We start from the raw sequence: 15,312 nt of genomic DNA on the forward strand, positions 1-15,312 counted from the left end.
ACTCACGCTCTATGGAGTGAGCAGTGATGGATGATCGATTCGAGATCATGACGTGGAACGTACAGGGAGAGATCGGCATCTCTACCAACCGGATGCAGGGCCAGTTGGCGTTCTTGGAGGAACACGCTTCAGAGACGGATATCATCATGTTTCAATCGGTGAACTACGAGCCACAGAGTGGCGATGAGTGGGGTGGGCAATTGGGCTCGCTGATAGACTACTTCGAGCAGAACGAACAGGACTACTATCACGTACACACCGCAGATTGGGCCCACGAACTCTCTGAGTCGGAGGTTCAACCACAGCAGACTATCAACGCGCCGCACAATCGCTGCAACCTCACGGTCAGTCAGTGGCCGATCGAACGAACACCGCTCTCGCTCCGTAGTGAGGGGAATTGGTACCCTCGAAAACTCACCTACTACACGACTCATTTTCCCGAAAACCTGCTGGTCTCTGAAATCGATCTGAGCGAAGCCGACTCACTCAGCGGCGATTCTCTGGACATCTGGAACGTGGGGGTCATCAACGGAGCCAACTGGCACGAAGAGAAGATCAAGATGCTTGAAACGATCTACGGCCGTCTCTACCTTCAGAACAAGCGAACCGATCAGGAAGTGGTGCTGGGTGGCGATTTCAACGCTCCCAAGCAAGAGGATCGTGATTCAGTCACACCTCATGGAAGCGGGACTCCAGAGTACACTCACTATCCGTTCTACGGCGAACCATACTATTTCGGCGAGTCAATAGAAGAGACAGATGAATTCACGTTCACGGATCGTTGGCAGAGAGCTGAATCCAACGTGTTCGACCCGGAGATCGGTCGGTGGGATATGCGAGATGCCTACTGGATCGCTGAGAACAGTCAAAAGAGAGCGAGTAGCGAAGACCACACCCACGATATACCCGGCGGGGCACGCAAACGGTTGGACCACGTATTGGTGTCGGACCACTTCGACGTAGATCGGTGTGAGGTCTGGAATGGACAAGAAACGGCTCTGTTGAATCGCTGTAAGGCGGTGGATTTCACTGTTTCACGGAGCGTTTGATGTTGTAGACGATACACATCAGAACGATCTCCCGGAACTCGCGGTACCAGTCACGCGCTCGCACGGCGTAGCCGAGCGAGCGCTTCACGGCCGAATTCACGGTCTCGGTCATCGACCGCTGTGCGTAGAGTTCTCCGTCGATTCGGGCGTTGTGAGCGTGGTCGTACGGTGCGCGAATGCAGTGCTTGATGAGCGGACGAATCTCGAGCTCACGCAGCCGTTCTCGAAGAGCGTTCTTGTCGTAACCCTTGTCGGCAGCGAGCGTCCGCAGATCGCCCGCGTTTCGGCGGGCGATCTGCTCGCAGAGGTCGGCGTCGCTTCCTTCGAGCGTGGTCGAGCAATGCACATCAAGGATGGCCTGAGATTCTGTATCCACGAGCTTCGTCACCTTGAGCGTCTGTACGTGGTAGTTGGTGCGGTGGCAGTAGTGGCGGCTGGCGCGGTCTCGTTCGTAGAACGTGGCGTCAAGGGCGGCGTGTTCGGAGGGATCGTGATGCTGCGCCGACCGGCGCAGCAGCACTCGACAGAGGCTCATCTCGATCCGATCGAGTGCCTTACACAATGTCGATGGGGCAGGGAGATCGGCCGCGTCGAGGCCGATCTCCCCGGATATTTGTGGCATCTCCTTCAGCAGATCGATGGTCATGCGGTAGGACGTGTTGAGGTAAATCCGGAGACAGTGGAGGGAAACGAGTGCGTAGTCGGCGAATCCGCCGCCACCGTTCGGGGCGGCGGATTCGTCTCCATCGCCAGTAACCCTTTGAGCAACCAGTACAACTTCCTCGGTGAAGCGGGAGATTTGGGTCATAGGCAACTGAAATCTCCCGCTTCAACGCCTTCGATTTAGCGATCCATCCTGCCGCCGTCTAGTGATTCAACACAGCCCAAGAAACAGCAATCAATAGTTTCGACGTGAGCGATCACGCGCCTGTCGTTGCTGAACTGATCTACGCAGAGTGATGATTGCTCATCGTGTCATCACGCTGTTGTTCAGAAGGTCGTCCACTCAGCTACCTCCTCCCCCTGCGTCAGCCGACAGCTGTAATACCGCACCGAATCCAGTATCCGGGTGAAGCGTGAACAGCTCACCGCCTGATCGAACTCTCAACGATCTCGGTGACGCCGTCGCCGACGAGTTCGAGGCCTACCGCCACTCCGATGGCTTCAATGAACTCTCGATCGTCATCGACAACAGCGACCACGAACACTCGACCCTGATCGTCCATATCGATCGAGAGCAAGCAGACGACCTCGCTGACCGCGTCGAAGCGTTCCTCCGCGATCACGGCGCACGTACCCAGCGCGAGCGCCACGCCGACACCGACATCCGCGTTCTCGCTACCCTCGAATAGCCTCCCACAGGCCATCCAACCCCGCTCGGGAGTATCCAGCCCGGCCTTTTCTCGTAGCAGTATCGTGGTTACTGCGTTCTTCGGCCCGGATGGGCATCCAACGCACTCGCCAGGTCTTCGAGTTCTTCGCGGTTGTCCAGCCCATTCAGCCATCGCTCCGGCAGGTCGTCACTACCGAATCGGGCTCCAGCAACGGCTCCGGTGATGGCTCCGATAGTGTCGGTGTCACCGCCACGATTGACCGCTGAGACGATCGCTTCTTCAGCGGACGAGGCAGTCAGGGCGTCGTAGAGTGCCGTCTGCAGCGTATCGACCACGTATCCCGACGAGGAGAGATCATCGTCTGTCACCTCATCGGGGACGGCCTGCAGGGCCTCTCGCAGTTCTGTGGGTACATCGCCCTCAAGCATCGGTGAGGGAGTCTCAGGGACGACGCCCATCGATGACTGCATATTCGTCGGCAGATCATCAGCAAGGAGTTGGAGCGCGGCTTCCAGCGGGGATTCTACATCGTTCAGGATCGCGGCAATCGTGAGGTTGAGCACGGCACACCCAACCGTACACCGAGGATCGGCGTGGGTGATCCGTGAGGAGACCCTACTGACGCGCGTGAGCGCGGCTGGATACTCATCGTAGGCGATCGCCAGTGGCGCACACCGCATGACGCTGCCGTTGCCCGCGTTGCTCCCCTCTGGGCTCTCCTCCCAGACGCGCTGGCCGGCGTCGTCCCACGGGTCACCTTGCTGGATTCGCTGGAGTGACCGTCGAGTCATGCCGCCGATGTCGAAGGGGCCACCTTCGTACCATGCGACGAACCGGCTCCCGATATCGGCAGCGTCGAACTGCCCGCGGTCAGCGAGACTTCGAGCGATACACAGTGCCATCTCGGTGTCGTCGGTGATCGTGCCGGCAGGCTGGTTCCACGTCCCGTGTCCGATCATCTCGGTCACTCGACCGTGATCGGCTTCGATTCGATCGGCAGTGCTGAATTCGACTGGTCGACCGAGAGCGTCCCCGCAGGCCAGTCCCAGGAGAACGCCCGTTGCAGCAGGTGTGGTCATAGATGGGTTTCACGCAATTGCATGAGTATCCTCTTTCGTAAACGTGCCATCCAGACAGGCTGGACACGGCGATCCAACGAGTTCGAGGATGAACTGGACGGCATACGACCCGCAGGCCGGACACTGGAGGGCGTCACGATTGGGATCACAGTCGAACTGCTCGGCGCAGTCGATACATACCGAGTGATACGTGAATCCTGTCCGCTAATCAAAGCGATCGAACGGGACGGCTCAATCTAGCAGTGCCTCCCGGTCTGATTGTTCTATCAGCAGATATAGAGCAGCATCCAAAGCGGGAGACGGACCACTCGATCATCTCCAGCGTAGGGTTGTTGTATGTCCTCACCGGCCACAACCCCCTGAGCCGCCTCCGTGTCTTCGAGACAGTCGAAGACTGCCTCTGTCGCTGCCTCCTCTCCACGGCGCGTGGTTAACGCAACTGGGAATGGTGACCCATTCACGTTGAGGACATACTCCACAGATTCGTTCGCTTCGTCCCAATACCGGACTGGTATCCCAACATCAGTGTCGTCGTTGAGATAGAACGCAAGCCGGCGGAGATGATCGTAGACAACCGAATGGATGAGGTTCCGTCGATGCTCATTAGTCACTGGTCGTGCATCAGTATCCGATAATAGATTCAACGCACTCACATACCGCGGATCACGAAGGTACATTCGAAGCGTCCGATGTCGTTCATACCCCCATTTGTAGGAAGGCGAGAGAATAAGAAACTCCTGTAGAATGTCGAGATACTTTCGGACTGTCCGTCGGTCAGTTTCCAATTGATCTACCAGTTGGCTGAATTGATACTCCCGAACCGGTTCCTGAGCAACTAAGACGCAAAGCGTAAAGAGATCACTCGGATCCTCAATCGAATAGAACTGCTGAACGTCTTTGTATAATGCAAGCTGAAGTCGCTGTTTGATGGTTGAGAGACCATGACCGGTTTTATCACGGAGACCACTATTGAAGAGGTAATCATCAACGACAGATGGCAAATTCTCATACTCGGTACTGAGCTGATCTTGGAGAGTGAGACACTCGTCAACCAACGTTGCGAAATCAACACTACGCTGGTCGGCAAGACCCTTGCGAATAGGGTATATATGGTCCTTCTTAGCCAATCCTGGAACATCAGAATCAATCCGCGCAAAGTCGTAGAATTTCGGTGGGAGAAGGATCGACCGAGTCTCAAATAGAGATCTCTCAAACTTTTCAAGTGCCGGTACATCCGTCGGAAGTGTAACTGCGACGTGAATTGACTCCGACTGATCAAGCAACGTTTTCACTTGCTCGGGCCAGTCGGTTATTTGATATATGTCGTCAAACAAGAAGTATATGCGCTCATCATCTGACGGGCTGCGGTGAACATACGACGTATACCACTCATAGACATCCAAAACAAACTGGTCGCTCTCGAGTGCGTACAGTGGGTTCTCAACTGGTACGTATACAATTTGATCTGGATCAATATCGTCACGAACGATAAAGTCATGGACTATCTGATATAATGTTGAGCTTTTTCCACTTCCATCTGCACCTACAAGCGCGTAGAAACGTCGATTACGCACAGCATCAATATGATTCTCGTAATCACTCCGTCTCGACTCTCGATACGGCGAATCTTCGGAGCCTGGGGGATCATCACTCTGCCACCACTGATTGTAGAGTGGAAGATCCTGCTGGAGTCTGCTGGTAATCACAGTCCCGGTATGTAGTAGAGAAGTATATACTTCCCGATGCCCCTAAGAATGAACGGATGCCATTCCGATGCCGAAGTCATGCAGGTACGAACATTCGAAATCTAATATAGAGACATTGTGGTGTTGTTGTCCGGCAGATTTAACCATCGGGCTGCAATAGCGTATGGTACATGAGTTCAGATGATGCGCACTCCGACGGTTCCGAGGAAGAGCCCGCCGATCAACCCGACTATGAAACGCTAGAGAAACTCGTACAGAGGGCCCAAGACGCACACGAGCGTGCAGAGTCGTTCTTCACCGGACACGATAACGTCCTCAACTCTATCGACGACGGCCTGGAAGAGGTTGAGGATACCATCGATGAAGCCCAAGACTCCAACGACGCGGATATCTTAGCCCAAGCCGACCCGTTCATCGACGACGTGCAACGAGCGGCCCGGCACCTCGAAGACCAGGTGGACTTCTCTACTGACCCCGAGGAGACAGCTGACGTCGTCAATAGTCTCGACAACTCCGTTGAGGATCTCGAAGACGCGCTGGAAACTGAGCGCAAAGACCAACTCATCGTCAAGGTCAGCCACAGGACTTTCGTCCCCGACGAGTACGTGATGGAGCCCGATGAGATATTGGAGGAAGCCGGCTTCGATCGTGCGGACTACCTCCTCTATTACGGCGTCGACGCCGAGGAGGAAGATCCACATATCGAGAAGGAAACTGAAGTCGACCTTCGCGAGCATCACGTGTTCACGGCCATCCCCGACGAGACGGGCTACGGTGGGACTGCCCCCGACGAGGAGGCCGACGACAACAGCAAACCTAATGCAGATCTCCCAGCAGGTCTCGCTCACGAAGTCGCCGACCTCCGCGAGGACTACGACGTCGATGTGGACACCGAGGCCGAGGGACAGTACGTGTGGGTTATCGTCCGGGATTACCCTGTCCCGTCCGATACGTACAACAAGAACCAGACGGACACGCTCATCCGCGTTCCAGAGAACTACCCTGAACAGCCGCCAGACTGGGTCTACGTCGATGAGGATTTTCGGCTCGCAAACGGTAACGTGCCGAAGAATGGTAACCGCTACGAAGACAATCCCAGCGCCAGAGATATCCTCGAAGGCTGGATGTCCCTCTCGTGGCACATTCGAAGCCTAAGCGGCGTCAAGTGGATTCCCTACGAAACGGGGCTTCGCTGGTACCTCGACACCATCGTGCGGGGGCGTCTGCGAACAGGAGAGTAGCCTCCTCATGAACCCGCAGGACGAACGCAACGCGGGCATCAGCTTCGACTGGGAAGAGACGACTCCGGAGGACATCCAGCCGGTTGCCGATCGTCTCGTTCTCCGTATCTCTGGTGCCGACTATGACGCACTCCGCTCGCACCTTATTCGCCGAGACGGAAAGGAGTACGCTGCGTACCTCCTCGCTGGCACCCACGAGTACGAGCAGGACGGATCAACCATCCTCGAGTACCTCGTCCGTGATGTGGTATGTATACCGCCGTTCAGGTATACCGCTCATTCGAACGGTTACGTCGGGATTCCTGGTGATGTGACGCGCGAGATGATAGTGGACGCCGAGACGGAGGACAGATTCACCGACGACCTGGCTGTCTTGATGGCGCATAGCCACCCCTGGTCGGAGTCGCCGAAGTACTCCCTTGTTGACGACGATGCAGAGCCACCGCAACTCGCGTCGATCACCGGCGACCGGGAGGGCCCCCACGGATCACTCATTGTTGGCGAGGACCACAACTCAATCACCGGCCGCGTTTGGCCGAACGACGCAAGCGCCATCGAAGAACATGGTCCGCTTGCAGCCACTCCGCTGGACGAAGTCGTCGTCATAGATGAGCACACCGAGAAGCGGTTCATCCCGACAGACAGCCGACTGGAAAAGGGGTCGGTCCGGTCAGATGATGGGGACAGTATGCGCGATCGCCAAGCGCTTCTGCACGACGAGGAGGGCAATGACGCGCTTGCTGATGCTGAGGTGACAGTTATCGGCGCTGGAGGCTTGGGGTCGGCTGTCGCAGCCCAGCTAGCCCATATCGGCGTCGGGCGTGACGGCGGGAGCCTCACGATAGTCGACCCCGATGTCGTCGAAGAGTCGAATCGTTCGCGTATACTCGGTGCTGAACCAAACGACGCTGGCGAGGCGAGTGCTACGCCGGACGACGATACCGTTGTGCCTGCAAAGTGGGCCGACGAGATAGAGGGGATCGGCACCCCGAAGGTCGATGTCGTCGAGCGGTATGTCAAGGGTATCGACACACGGATTAGCGTTGAGACGATTAGGGAGGTCGGCCAATCCGAAACCGGTATCGAGGCCATCAAAACCTCAGATCTGGTTATCACAGCGGTCGACCGTCAGACTCCGCGGCGTATCATCTCGTTTGCTTGTCAGCAATACCACCGGCCGCTCGTTGACGCCGGTGTCGCGATCGACACTGACGGAGCAACATCTATTGTGAGCCGAATGACGATGTCCCGGCCGGACCAACCGTGCTTGGACTGTGCCGGTGTGATCAACGAAGAGAGACTGGAACGCGAACAACACGGCGACGAAGATGAAGCCGAGTACGGTATCGGCCATCAGCCGGCAGTGATGACGGTTAACATGGACGCCGCACAGCGTGCGGCCTTTGCAGTCCACCGCTATGTCACTGGGCTCCTCGCCGAAACTGGTGCGCCGTTCGATACAGGTACGTTCGACATGACTTCGAATAGGACCCAGCCGGACGGCACAAAAAGTGAGGAGGATTGTCCATACTGCCACGAAGAATCGAGATTCCGTGCGCTCGGCGACCGCGCACCGGATGCCTCGAAAGACCTCACTCGGACAGCCCCCGCCGCTGTCGAAACCAGTGATAGGAAAGAGGCCGAAGTTGAGTCCGTCAACGATCCAGACTCGCTCTGGCAACGCCTTCGCAGGGAAATCGCTGGGCTGGTTCAGTAGCGTCGTCTTCGTCAGTCTTTCATAGACCGACAACTCGGGTCGATCTCAACACGTCAGACACTCGTCTGATCGGTCGGTCTGAAAACCTCTGCTAACCCAAATAGTCGATCGTTTCGCTCCATCCTCTTCAGCATATAAAAGAGCAGGGTTTTGCGCAGGAGGCGCAGAAGGGTTCCCTTTCGCGCCTCACCTACGAACCGAGAGCGACCGATCGTTCACACCGAAAGTGAACCGGACAGCAAGAACTGCCACTCCGGAATACAAACCCTTACCCGCTGATTGCCCGGAGCAATTGGCCATGAGCCACGAATGCGATGACTGTGGCCAAGAGTTCGATACGCTCACACGCCTCCGGCTCCACGACTGCTCGCCGACGGAGATATCTGAGGATACCACCGTTGACCCATCGGATACTGAAGAACTGACACCACCTGGAGAAACGGATCGAAGACCAGAAACCGTCGAACTCGCATCGCTCGACGAGTTCCTCGAGGGCGGGACAGACGCGACACCAGACAGCCTCGCTGAGGCGATGGCGGCTTACGAGAGTGAACTGCAGTCTGCCAGCGAATCGGGTGCATCCGATAGATATTCCGGCATTCGAAACGGGTATCGACGACAACTCATCAGCGAACTCGACGCGGCGACCCAAGCCGAGGGCTGGACGGTTCTCGAAGAACTTCTCAACGCGTATCACCCGAACACGGCCGAGGGTTTCCCGCATGTGACCACGATTCTCCAGAACGTCACCGGGCGGAACTTCATTCGGACGCGACTCGCAGAGGAGGTGGAGACGATTCCCGTCGACGCGCTCGAATACCTCGAAACTATCCGCACCCAGGTTGGCGAGCAGCAGGATTACATCATCGAAGGCCTCCATCCATACGGGTGGGGCATCGGACACCCGGATATCGCCGTCGCAGAGCGGATCCACGAGCATGCATCCGAGCATATCTTCTCGACAAGCCCCATGCTCGAACACGCGTTCTACGCCGATCAGCACATGGCCGTCGACCTCCTCGAACGGATGATCCACGACGACGCGGTTCAACACGAGATTACATACCAATTGGATGAAACGATTACCGGGGCACGCTGGCTCTTGGATGCGCCCGCTGGAGCCGCCAGTGATCATTTCTGGCCCACCAGCCCACGGTACTGGGACTGGCACGACGACCTCGGATTCGACTTCGAACTAGAGGACGACGTAGAACACCGTATCCGGAGCCTCGTTAGGGAAGAGGGCCTTGAGAACGATCTTCCACAAGACTGGGACATCACTGACCTCACGCTCTGATACGGATCACGACTGCGACCAGCAATCTCGGAACTCGCTTTTGCGGGAGCGTTGGCGTCCCTTCGAGCAACATACGTCACAGATGGCCGCCAGATGATACTCGTCAGGATTCGAGCCTCTTACTGCAGATCGTCCTGCTCCGAACCAGCTCTCAACGACAAGTATTTTACTGTTGCACACTTTTGTGTAACCATACGATGTTCGAACAGTGCGGTGAAACAGAGCTCAAGACACTCCTCGCTATCGACCCGGGCGACTCCATCTCGGGCGTGGCTCGCAAAATCAATGAGAACCGTGAGACGATCCGCCGAGCTGTAAACCGCCTCGAAGAGGCGGGCTACGTACAATATGATGCTGGATTATCCGTCGTCGACGACGCCGTCCGAGAGGCAGGCCTCGCCTTTCTCGCGGCCGCAGCAGGTGTGTCTCCGCCCACCATCTCGGAAGCGTACGTCCTCCCCCAGTTCGCCGGCATGGAGTTCGCCTACACCGCTATCGACGCTGTCTACATCTGGACCCAAGGCGGCTACCAGGTCGCCCGCGACGAAACGGACTACCCGCTATTCATTGCCGTCCGTAAGTCGGATCTCGCCGACTGGGAGCGATTTTTCGAGCAGTTCGGGCTTCCCACGACTCAGCAGCGCCAGCCATCCGACGAGATTCCTGGGCCGCTGCAGATCGTCCTCGAACCGCGTGCGCAGATCGATGCGAAGATGGTTGATGGGCGGCCGGTCATTTCCCGCTCGGAAACCGTTGCGTTCGCGCGAGAGCACTACGCGACCTTCGAGTCGGCACTAGATATCCTCGACCGGATGTACGACGATATCGAAACCGAGGCCGACTACCACACGACGCCGGCCTCGCCATGAGCCAAGAAGAACGGAGCGAGGCGCTCATCGACGTGCTTGCCGATCTAGAGCGCTCCACCATCGACTTCGTCCTCGTTGGGGGCTACGCCGTCTCGCAGTTCGAGACGCGCTTCTCGACCGATCTGGACCTCGTCATCGCACCCGCAGATACGGATGCCGTGGTGGCGTTCTTGGAAGACCACGATTTCGAACGAAAGAACGAACTCGAAGTGCCACCAGAAGAAACCACGTATGACCGCGAAATCGAACTTTTCGAGCGGACCGAAGGACTGCCACACCCGATCGGCGTTGATCTGTTGGTGAACGGTCTGGGGTGCCGCCAGACCGAGGCCGAGTGGTCATTCGACTACCTTCGTGATCACAGCTCCGAGACGACCATCTCCGGAGGAACACGGTCAACCACCGCTTCTGTCGCCGACGGTGAGGTCTTGGTCGCTGCCAAGCTCCACAGCGCCCGCAAAACCGATCTGGCTGACGTCCTCGCTGCCGTCCCTCACGTCGACTTTCCGACCGTGGCATCGCATCTTCATCGAGGAGACGAAGACGCACTCCAAGCCCAGCTCACGGACGCTCAGGAGTTCATCGAAGGCGGCGGGCTGGATCACCGATTCAAAAGCATGTTCGGCCAATCATCGGCCTCGTCAGAGGATATCGACGCTTTGCTCGAATTTCTCAGGGAGCAACAGTACTGACCGATCTGACGCCGGATTACAGACCACGCTTGCCAACCACCATTCCCGAGCGAATCGAACAGACAGTCCCTACTCAGGGACCAGCAGAGGAGGCCTGAACCGCATACTCCTCTGCGAGGTCGACCACATCGTAGACATGGATGCCGGTTTTGAACCAGAGCACTCGGTCGGCTTCGAGATCGATGTCTTCGCTCGCACAGTCCAATTCCTCGGACACCGCTAAGAGTAGATTATTCACGTCCGCTTGCCGAATCTTCGCGAGCTTCTCATCGAGGTATTCAGGCGTCCAGAAGCCCACTATCTCGAGGATCGCCCGGCGGCCGTCAGGATGTTCGAGCGCGAAGTCCGGCAGCAGTGCCTCCGCCCCCAGATCGATCACGTCGTCCTCGCGGACCAGTTCCCACTCCGTGTTCGCTCGGTCCCACTTGTCGGCGAGCGTTCGTTCGAGGTCGCTGTCGTACTGGCTGCCCGCGCTGTAGTGTGTTTGGATCCCTGCCGTCTGATCCAGCGTGAACTCACGCGTTTCGTTGGCTGACTCGTCGGTGAGAATCTTCGCTGCGAGGTCCCAGCGTTCGCAGTGGGGCAGCGCGGGCAGGAGATTCGCCATCCGGATGCCGTACTTGCGCGACTGACGGAACAGTGAGGCCGGACCATCCAGGATCGCTTCGTACCCAGCGGCTAGATCCGTTCCGGATACGCGGTCGCCGTGCTGGTCGATCGGATAGATCCGGTGCATCAGCCCGAACAGCTTCACGTAGCTGAATACCGTTGAAAAGTGGTCCCAGACCCGAATGCGCAACTCGGTCGCGTCGTAGAGCACTGCCTGCGCGAGCGCGAGGTTGTACCGATGCAGCAGCCACTCGACGGTGAGGGCCTTGCCTGTGTACGCTTCCTCGCTCTGGCCAGTCAGCTGGGTCGTGCTGCTCGTGTCACCAGTGTCCAGTTCGACCGACTCGGCGATTTGATCGCCGAAGCGCACGAGCCGATTGTTCGCATCGAGATCTGCGTACATCCCCTGATGACACTCCGCGAGCGAGATGCCGAGCTCGTCGGCGACCGCCGTGTAGACATCAAGCTTCCGAGTGTCAGCACCGAGGGTTGGCTGCCGGACCACCGGATACGAGTCATTCGCTCGATTAAACAACCGTTGGCGGATCTCGCGCGGTTCGGCTGCCGCCACCGTCTCGAAGTCGCACTCGTCGCGGAGTAGTTTCGCCAAGCCCTGGATGATCTTGTAGTCAGTATCCGCTACCGTCAGTTGGTCGATCGCGGTGTCGAGGTTGGCTTTCGACTCACCGACGTGCGTCTCGAACAACTCGATCAACTCGCTTGCCGTCTCCCGATATCGTGCATCATCGGAATCGATAAACAGCGGCGTCACCGCGCCGTCGGATGTCCGCGAGCGTGCCAGGTCGGCCGTCAGCATGGCTTCTCTCTCGTTCTGGTGCTCACGGTCACGCTCCTGTCTCGACGCCTTCACGGCGGCGCTGGGAGACGTAGTTCTCCATCGTGTCTGTGGCGATGATCTCGTAGAGCCGCGCGGGCTGGCGCTCGTCGGTGGGCCGCAGGATGCGCCCGAGTCGTTGGGCGTACTGGCGTTTCGACGCGCTTCCCGAGAGGATGATCCCGACGTTGGCGGCGGGCACGTCGATCCCCTCGTCCAGCACCTGCGAGGTCGCTAAGATCGAGTACTCACCACTCCGAAACCGTTCGAGGATCTCCGTGCGCTCGTCGGTCTTGGTCTGGTGGGTGATACAGGGAACGATGAACTCCTGAGAGATCTCGTAGGCGAAGTCGTTGTTCGCGGTGAAGATGATCGTGCGGTCGTCGTGATAGCGTTTGAGCAGCGTATCCAGCGTATCGAGTTTCTTCGCCGCGGTGCGCGCGAGTTCCTCGGCACGCTGCTTGGCGATCAGCGCCCGCCGGCCGTCCGCGTCATATGAAGTGTGCGCGAGGAACTCCTGATAGCCCTCGGCTTTCCAGAGGTCGAAATCGTGCGTGTCGACGTACTCGCGATAGATGCCGTACTCCTCGTCGTACTGGGAGCGCTCATCGTCGGTCAGCTCGACCTGCATGTAGATGGTCTCGTACTCACTGAGGTACTCGCCAGCGAGTTCGTCGACCGCCTCTTCGTAGACGACCGGGCCGATGAGGCCTGTGTCTTCGAGGAGTTCGTGGGCATCGTCGGCGCGCTCGTAGGTGGCTGTCAGCCCGAGACGATACGGCGCGATGGCCATCTCCGGGATCTGTCTATAGGTCGGGGCCGGCAGGTGGTGGATTTCGTCCGCGATCAAGAGGCCGAATTGGTCGCCGTACTCGTCGATGTAGCGATACGCGCTGTCGTAGGTCGTGACCGTGACCGGCCTGATCTCGTGGGTGCCGCCACCGAGCACGCCGACCGCCTGTTCGGGCCCATCTCCGCTCTGTCGAGGCAGCTGGTCGCCGAAGGCGTTGGTGAGGGTGGCGTGCCACTGGTTCATCAGGTCGATCGTCGGCGCGACCACGAGCGTGGCGACACCAGCGTCGGCGATCGCCTGAATACCGAGAAACGTTTTCCCACTCCCGGTCGGGAGCACGACACTACCTCGACGCTCGTGAGTGCGCCACGCATCGAGCGCCGCCTGCTGGTACTCGCGTGGTTCGATCTGGAGTGCCGGATCGAGAGCAAGGGCAGGATACGCCCGAGCCGTGTCCTCGACCGCAACAGTGGCCGATTGGATGGTCTCTTGATGGGCTGACTCCTGTCCAGCAGAGGTGGAGTCATCCCACGCGTCGGCCCATTCGAGCAGAGGTCGGTAGCGATACGCGGGCGCGCGGTACTCCTCAACCCGGTCGTCCCACTCCGCGTACGGAACGTCTTCGCTGGCCTCTCGCAGCAGGAGCGTGCCCCCGTCGAACTCGATCCGCATCTGGCAGATACCACAACCGCGACCCGAATAAGCCATACTGATTGACAGCGAGATCAACAGCCGCGCATTCTCGCCAATCCCGAATAGTCGCCCGGTTCCGTTGGTTAGGCCGGAGCCGCCGACAGCAGCTCACGAGCCACGCTCGCCAACTCCTCGGCATCCGCATCCCGGAGACGCTCCTCGCCCAGTACTAACCGCAAGCGCGGACGCCCAACGTCGATCGGCACTTTCTCCGTGTCGAGAAGTCCCTGATCTTCGAGCTGGGTCTTTTTCCGCGAGAACGTCGCCTTACTCGCAACGCCGGTGTCCTCTCCCCACCGCGAGATATCGTAGAGCTGCTGTTCGTGTTTGGCTGCCACGAGCAGGCTTACTCCCACCTCATCCAATTCCCCCTCATCGTGCATGCTCTCGATCGATTCCAGTACCGTCCGAAAGTCCGACTCCATCTCCGAGCTGAACTCCTCGCCGAGCGATTCCACCACACGCGTGTACGCCGGCGTCCGCAGATTGAACTCCTCACCATCCTCCCAGAGATCGTTCCAGTGGCCACGAGCCGCCTCGACGAATTCCGCGTTATCGGTAACGAGCGCGGTGCTGTGCTCTTCGTCCGGCGTGAGAAGCGAGACGACCGTCCCCTCAGTCACCAATACCACACCGTCTATCTGGTCGGTTGCCGCCCGTACGTCCAAGGTATTCGCTTCGAGCAACTCCGCCGCTGTGCTCGCCAACACGAAATCATCGCGCATCCATTTCAGCACGCCTTCGCTGACGAGCAGGCGCGCTTTCGGCGGCTCCTCGCTCTCAGCGAGTAGTTCGACGAGCGCGCGTGTCGAGCCCGTATCAAAACCCACCGCAATGACCTCTCCGCTCTCCTCGGAAAGGATCGTCCGCAGGTTCTCACCAACCGATGTTCCTACCTGGTTCGAAGTGATTGTCATAGAATAACTATAGGCATTGAAGCCATATCCATCTTCTGTATTATATTAGCACTAATCGACACGAACGATGTGGTAGGGAAACCCATACGGGATGTTATGGGCAAACGCCTTTCAATGTAAACCGATCGCTCACAACAGCTGAACCAACCGCCGGGATAGGGGGGCTCGGGCTCTCGTCTCAGCCTTGCTCTGGCTGTGTCTCGAATGAACTCGCTGGCGAGAATTCGGTCAACTCCTCGATTTCCTGTTCTAGCCGGGCGATCTCTTGACGAAGTACATCGGCCTCCGGATCGTCGCTCACCGCCAGCCGATCCTTGAGGCCCTGAAGTCGGGTCTCTTTGCGCTCCTCGTCGACGTCGGCTTTCCTCACATACTCGCTCTCCGAAACATCGTAGACGGCCGACTCAGGAACCGACACCACATCCAGCGCTTCGTCGACCTTCCCCCGGTCGACACCCATCACCTGCTCGCGATCGATCGA

Annotated in this window: 13 protein-coding genes and 1 pseudogene; 7 read left to right on the forward strand and 7 right to left on the reverse strand. The window is 58.2% G+C overall.

The annotated features are described in order from the left end of the window. Positions 1 to 47 precede the first annotated feature (47 nt). The gene (locus PHA81_RS13520; RefSeq protein WP_273837263.1) at positions 48 to 1,049 is read left to right on the forward strand and encodes an endonuclease/exonuclease/phosphatase family protein; all 1,002 of its coding nucleotides are present in this window, start codon (positions 48 to 50) and stop codon (positions 1,047 to 1,049) included. Here the strand turns inward: PHA81_RS13520 and PHA81_RS13525 are convergent. Continuing rightward, a complete protein-coding gene (locus PHA81_RS13525; RefSeq protein WP_273837152.1) occupies positions 1,027 to 1,857 on the reverse strand; it encodes an IS5 family transposase in 831 nt (276 codons plus the stop codon). The genes PHA81_RS13520 and PHA81_RS13525 overlap by 23 nt on opposite strands. A gap of 268 nt (positions 1,858 to 2,125) precedes the next feature. On the opposite strand from PHA81_RS13525, the gene PHA81_RS13530 reads away from it, so the two are divergent. Next, the gene (locus PHA81_RS13530) at positions 2,126 to 2,401 is read left to right on the forward strand and encodes a hypothetical protein (RefSeq protein ID WP_273837153.1); all 276 of its coding nucleotides are present in this window, start codon (positions 2,126 to 2,128) and stop codon (positions 2,399 to 2,401) included. Between the two features lie 68 nt (positions 2,402 to 2,469). Here the strand turns inward: PHA81_RS13530 and PHA81_RS13535 are convergent, their stop codons facing one another. Both PHA81_RS13535 and PHA81_RS13540 read right to left on the reverse strand, forming a co-directional pair. Next, entirely contained in the window at positions 2,470 to 3,462 is a 993-nt protein-coding gene (locus PHA81_RS13535; RefSeq protein ID WP_273837154.1) for an ADP-ribosylglycohydrolase family protein, read from the reverse strand. Positions 3,463 to 3,728: 266 nt separating this feature from the next. Further along, complete coding sequence (locus tag PHA81_RS13540; RefSeq protein WP_273837155.1) at positions 3,729 to 5,168, reverse strand: AAA family ATPase; 1,440 nt, start codon at positions 5,166 to 5,168, stop codon at positions 3,729 to 3,731. Between the two features lie 170 nt (positions 5,169 to 5,338). On the opposite strand from PHA81_RS13540, the gene PHA81_RS13545 reads away from it, so the two are divergent. The 5 genes from PHA81_RS13545 to PHA81_RS13565 all read left to right on the forward strand — a co-directional run bounded on the left by PHA81_RS13545 (position 5,339) and on the right by PHA81_RS13565 (position 10,984). Beyond that, on the forward strand, positions 5,339 to 6,409 hold the full coding sequence (locus PHA81_RS13545; RefSeq protein ID WP_273837158.1) for an E2/UBC family protein: 1,071 nt from the start codon (positions 5,339 to 5,341) through the stop codon (positions 6,407 to 6,409). Positions 6,410 to 6,416: 7 nt separating this feature from the next. Beyond that, on the forward strand, positions 6,417 to 8,126 hold the full coding sequence (locus PHA81_RS13550; protein WP_273837160.1) for a ThiF family adenylyltransferase: 1,710 nt from the start codon (positions 6,417 to 6,419) through the stop codon (positions 8,124 to 8,126). 298 nt (positions 8,127 to 8,424) lie between these two features. Continuing rightward, a complete protein-coding gene (locus PHA81_RS13555; RefSeq protein ID WP_273837162.1) occupies positions 8,425 to 9,423 on the forward strand; it encodes a hypothetical protein in 999 nt (332 codons plus the stop codon). A gap of 197 nt (positions 9,424 to 9,620) precedes the next feature. Beyond that, a complete protein-coding gene (locus PHA81_RS13560; protein WP_273837164.1) occupies positions 9,621 to 10,292 on the forward strand; it encodes a winged helix-turn-helix domain-containing protein in 672 nt (223 codons plus the stop codon). Continuing rightward, positions 10,289 to 10,984 carry a hypothetical protein gene (locus tag PHA81_RS13565; protein WP_273837166.1) on the forward strand — a complete coding sequence of 232 codons (696 nt, stop codon included), beginning with the start codon at positions 10,289 to 10,291 and terminating at the stop codon, positions 10,982 to 10,984. The genes PHA81_RS13560 and PHA81_RS13565 overlap by 4 nt, the downstream gene beginning before the upstream one ends. 73 nt (positions 10,985 to 11,057) lie before the next feature. On the opposite strand, the gene PHA81_RS13570 is transcribed toward PHA81_RS13565, so the two are convergent. The 4 genes and pseudogenes from PHA81_RS13570 to PHA81_RS13585 all read right to left on the reverse strand — a co-directional run. Then, positions 11,058 to 12,410, reverse strand: a complete 1,353-nt coding sequence (locus PHA81_RS13570; RefSeq protein WP_273837168.1) for a DUF790 family protein — start codon at positions 12,408 to 12,410, stop codon at positions 11,058 to 11,060. Positions 12,411 to 12,438: 28 nt separating this feature from the next. Next, positions 12,439 to 13,893 (reverse strand): DEAD/DEAH box helicase family protein, encoded by a 1,455-nt coding sequence (locus PHA81_RS13575; RefSeq protein ID WP_273837170.1) that lies wholly within the window; start codon positions 13,891 to 13,893, stop codon positions 12,439 to 12,441. A 104-nt stretch (positions 13,894 to 13,997) separates the two neighbouring features. Next, complete coding sequence (locus PHA81_RS13580; RefSeq protein WP_273837172.1) at positions 13,998 to 14,831, reverse strand: DUF5821 family protein; 834 nt, start codon at positions 14,829 to 14,831, stop codon at positions 13,998 to 14,000. 178 nt (positions 14,832 to 15,009) lie between these two features. Next, a pseudogene (locus PHA81_RS13585) lies at positions 15,010 to 15,309 on the reverse strand (hypothetical protein); the annotation flags it as partial. Between the last annotated feature and the right edge of the window lie 3 nt (positions 15,310 to 15,312).

This window comes from Halococcus sp. PRR34 (assembly GCF_028617175.1).
Classification (GTDB): domain Archaea; phylum Halobacteriota; class Halobacteria; order Halobacteriales; family Halococcaceae; genus Halococcus; species Halococcus salifodinae.

Coding starts and splice junctions, on each gene's coding strand:
- PHA81_RS13565 (WP_273837166.1), top strand. CDS start 10,289: ATGAGCCAAGAAGAACGGAGCGAGGCGCTCATCGACGTGCTTGCCGAT.
- PHA81_RS13570 (WP_273837168.1), bottom strand. CDS start 12,410: ATGCTGACGGCCGACCTGGCACGCTCGCGGACATCCGACGGCGCGGTG.
- PHA81_RS13520 (WP_273837263.1), top strand. CDS start 48: ATGACGTGGAACGTACAGGGAGAGATCGGCATCTCTACCAACCGGATG.
- PHA81_RS13580 (WP_273837172.1), bottom strand. CDS start 14,831: ATGACAATCACTTCGAACCAGGTAGGAACATCGGTTGGTGAGAACCTG.
- PHA81_RS13555 (WP_273837162.1), top strand. CDS start 8,425: ATGAGCCACGAATGCGATGACTGTGGCCAAGAGTTCGATACGCTCACA.
- PHA81_RS13575 (WP_273837170.1), bottom strand. CDS start 13,893: ATGCGGATCGAGTTCGACGGGGGCACGCTCCTGCTGCGAGAGGCCAGC.
- PHA81_RS13550 (WP_273837160.1), top strand. CDS start 6,417: ATGAACCCGCAGGACGAACGCAACGCGGGCATCAGCTTCGACTGGGAA.
- PHA81_RS13545 (WP_273837158.1), top strand. CDS start 5,339: ATGAGTTCAGATGATGCGCACTCCGACGGTTCCGAGGAAGAGCCCGCC.
- PHA81_RS13535 (WP_273837154.1), bottom strand. CDS start 3,462: ATGACCACACCTGCTGCAACGGGCGTTCTCCTGGGACTGGCCTGCGGG.
- PHA81_RS13525 (WP_273837152.1), bottom strand. CDS start 1,857: ATGACCCAAATCTCCCGCTTCACCGAGGAAGTTGTACTGGTTGCTCAA.
- PHA81_RS13560 (WP_273837164.1), top strand. CDS start 9,621: ATGTTCGAACAGTGCGGTGAAACAGAGCTCAAGACACTCCTCGCTATC.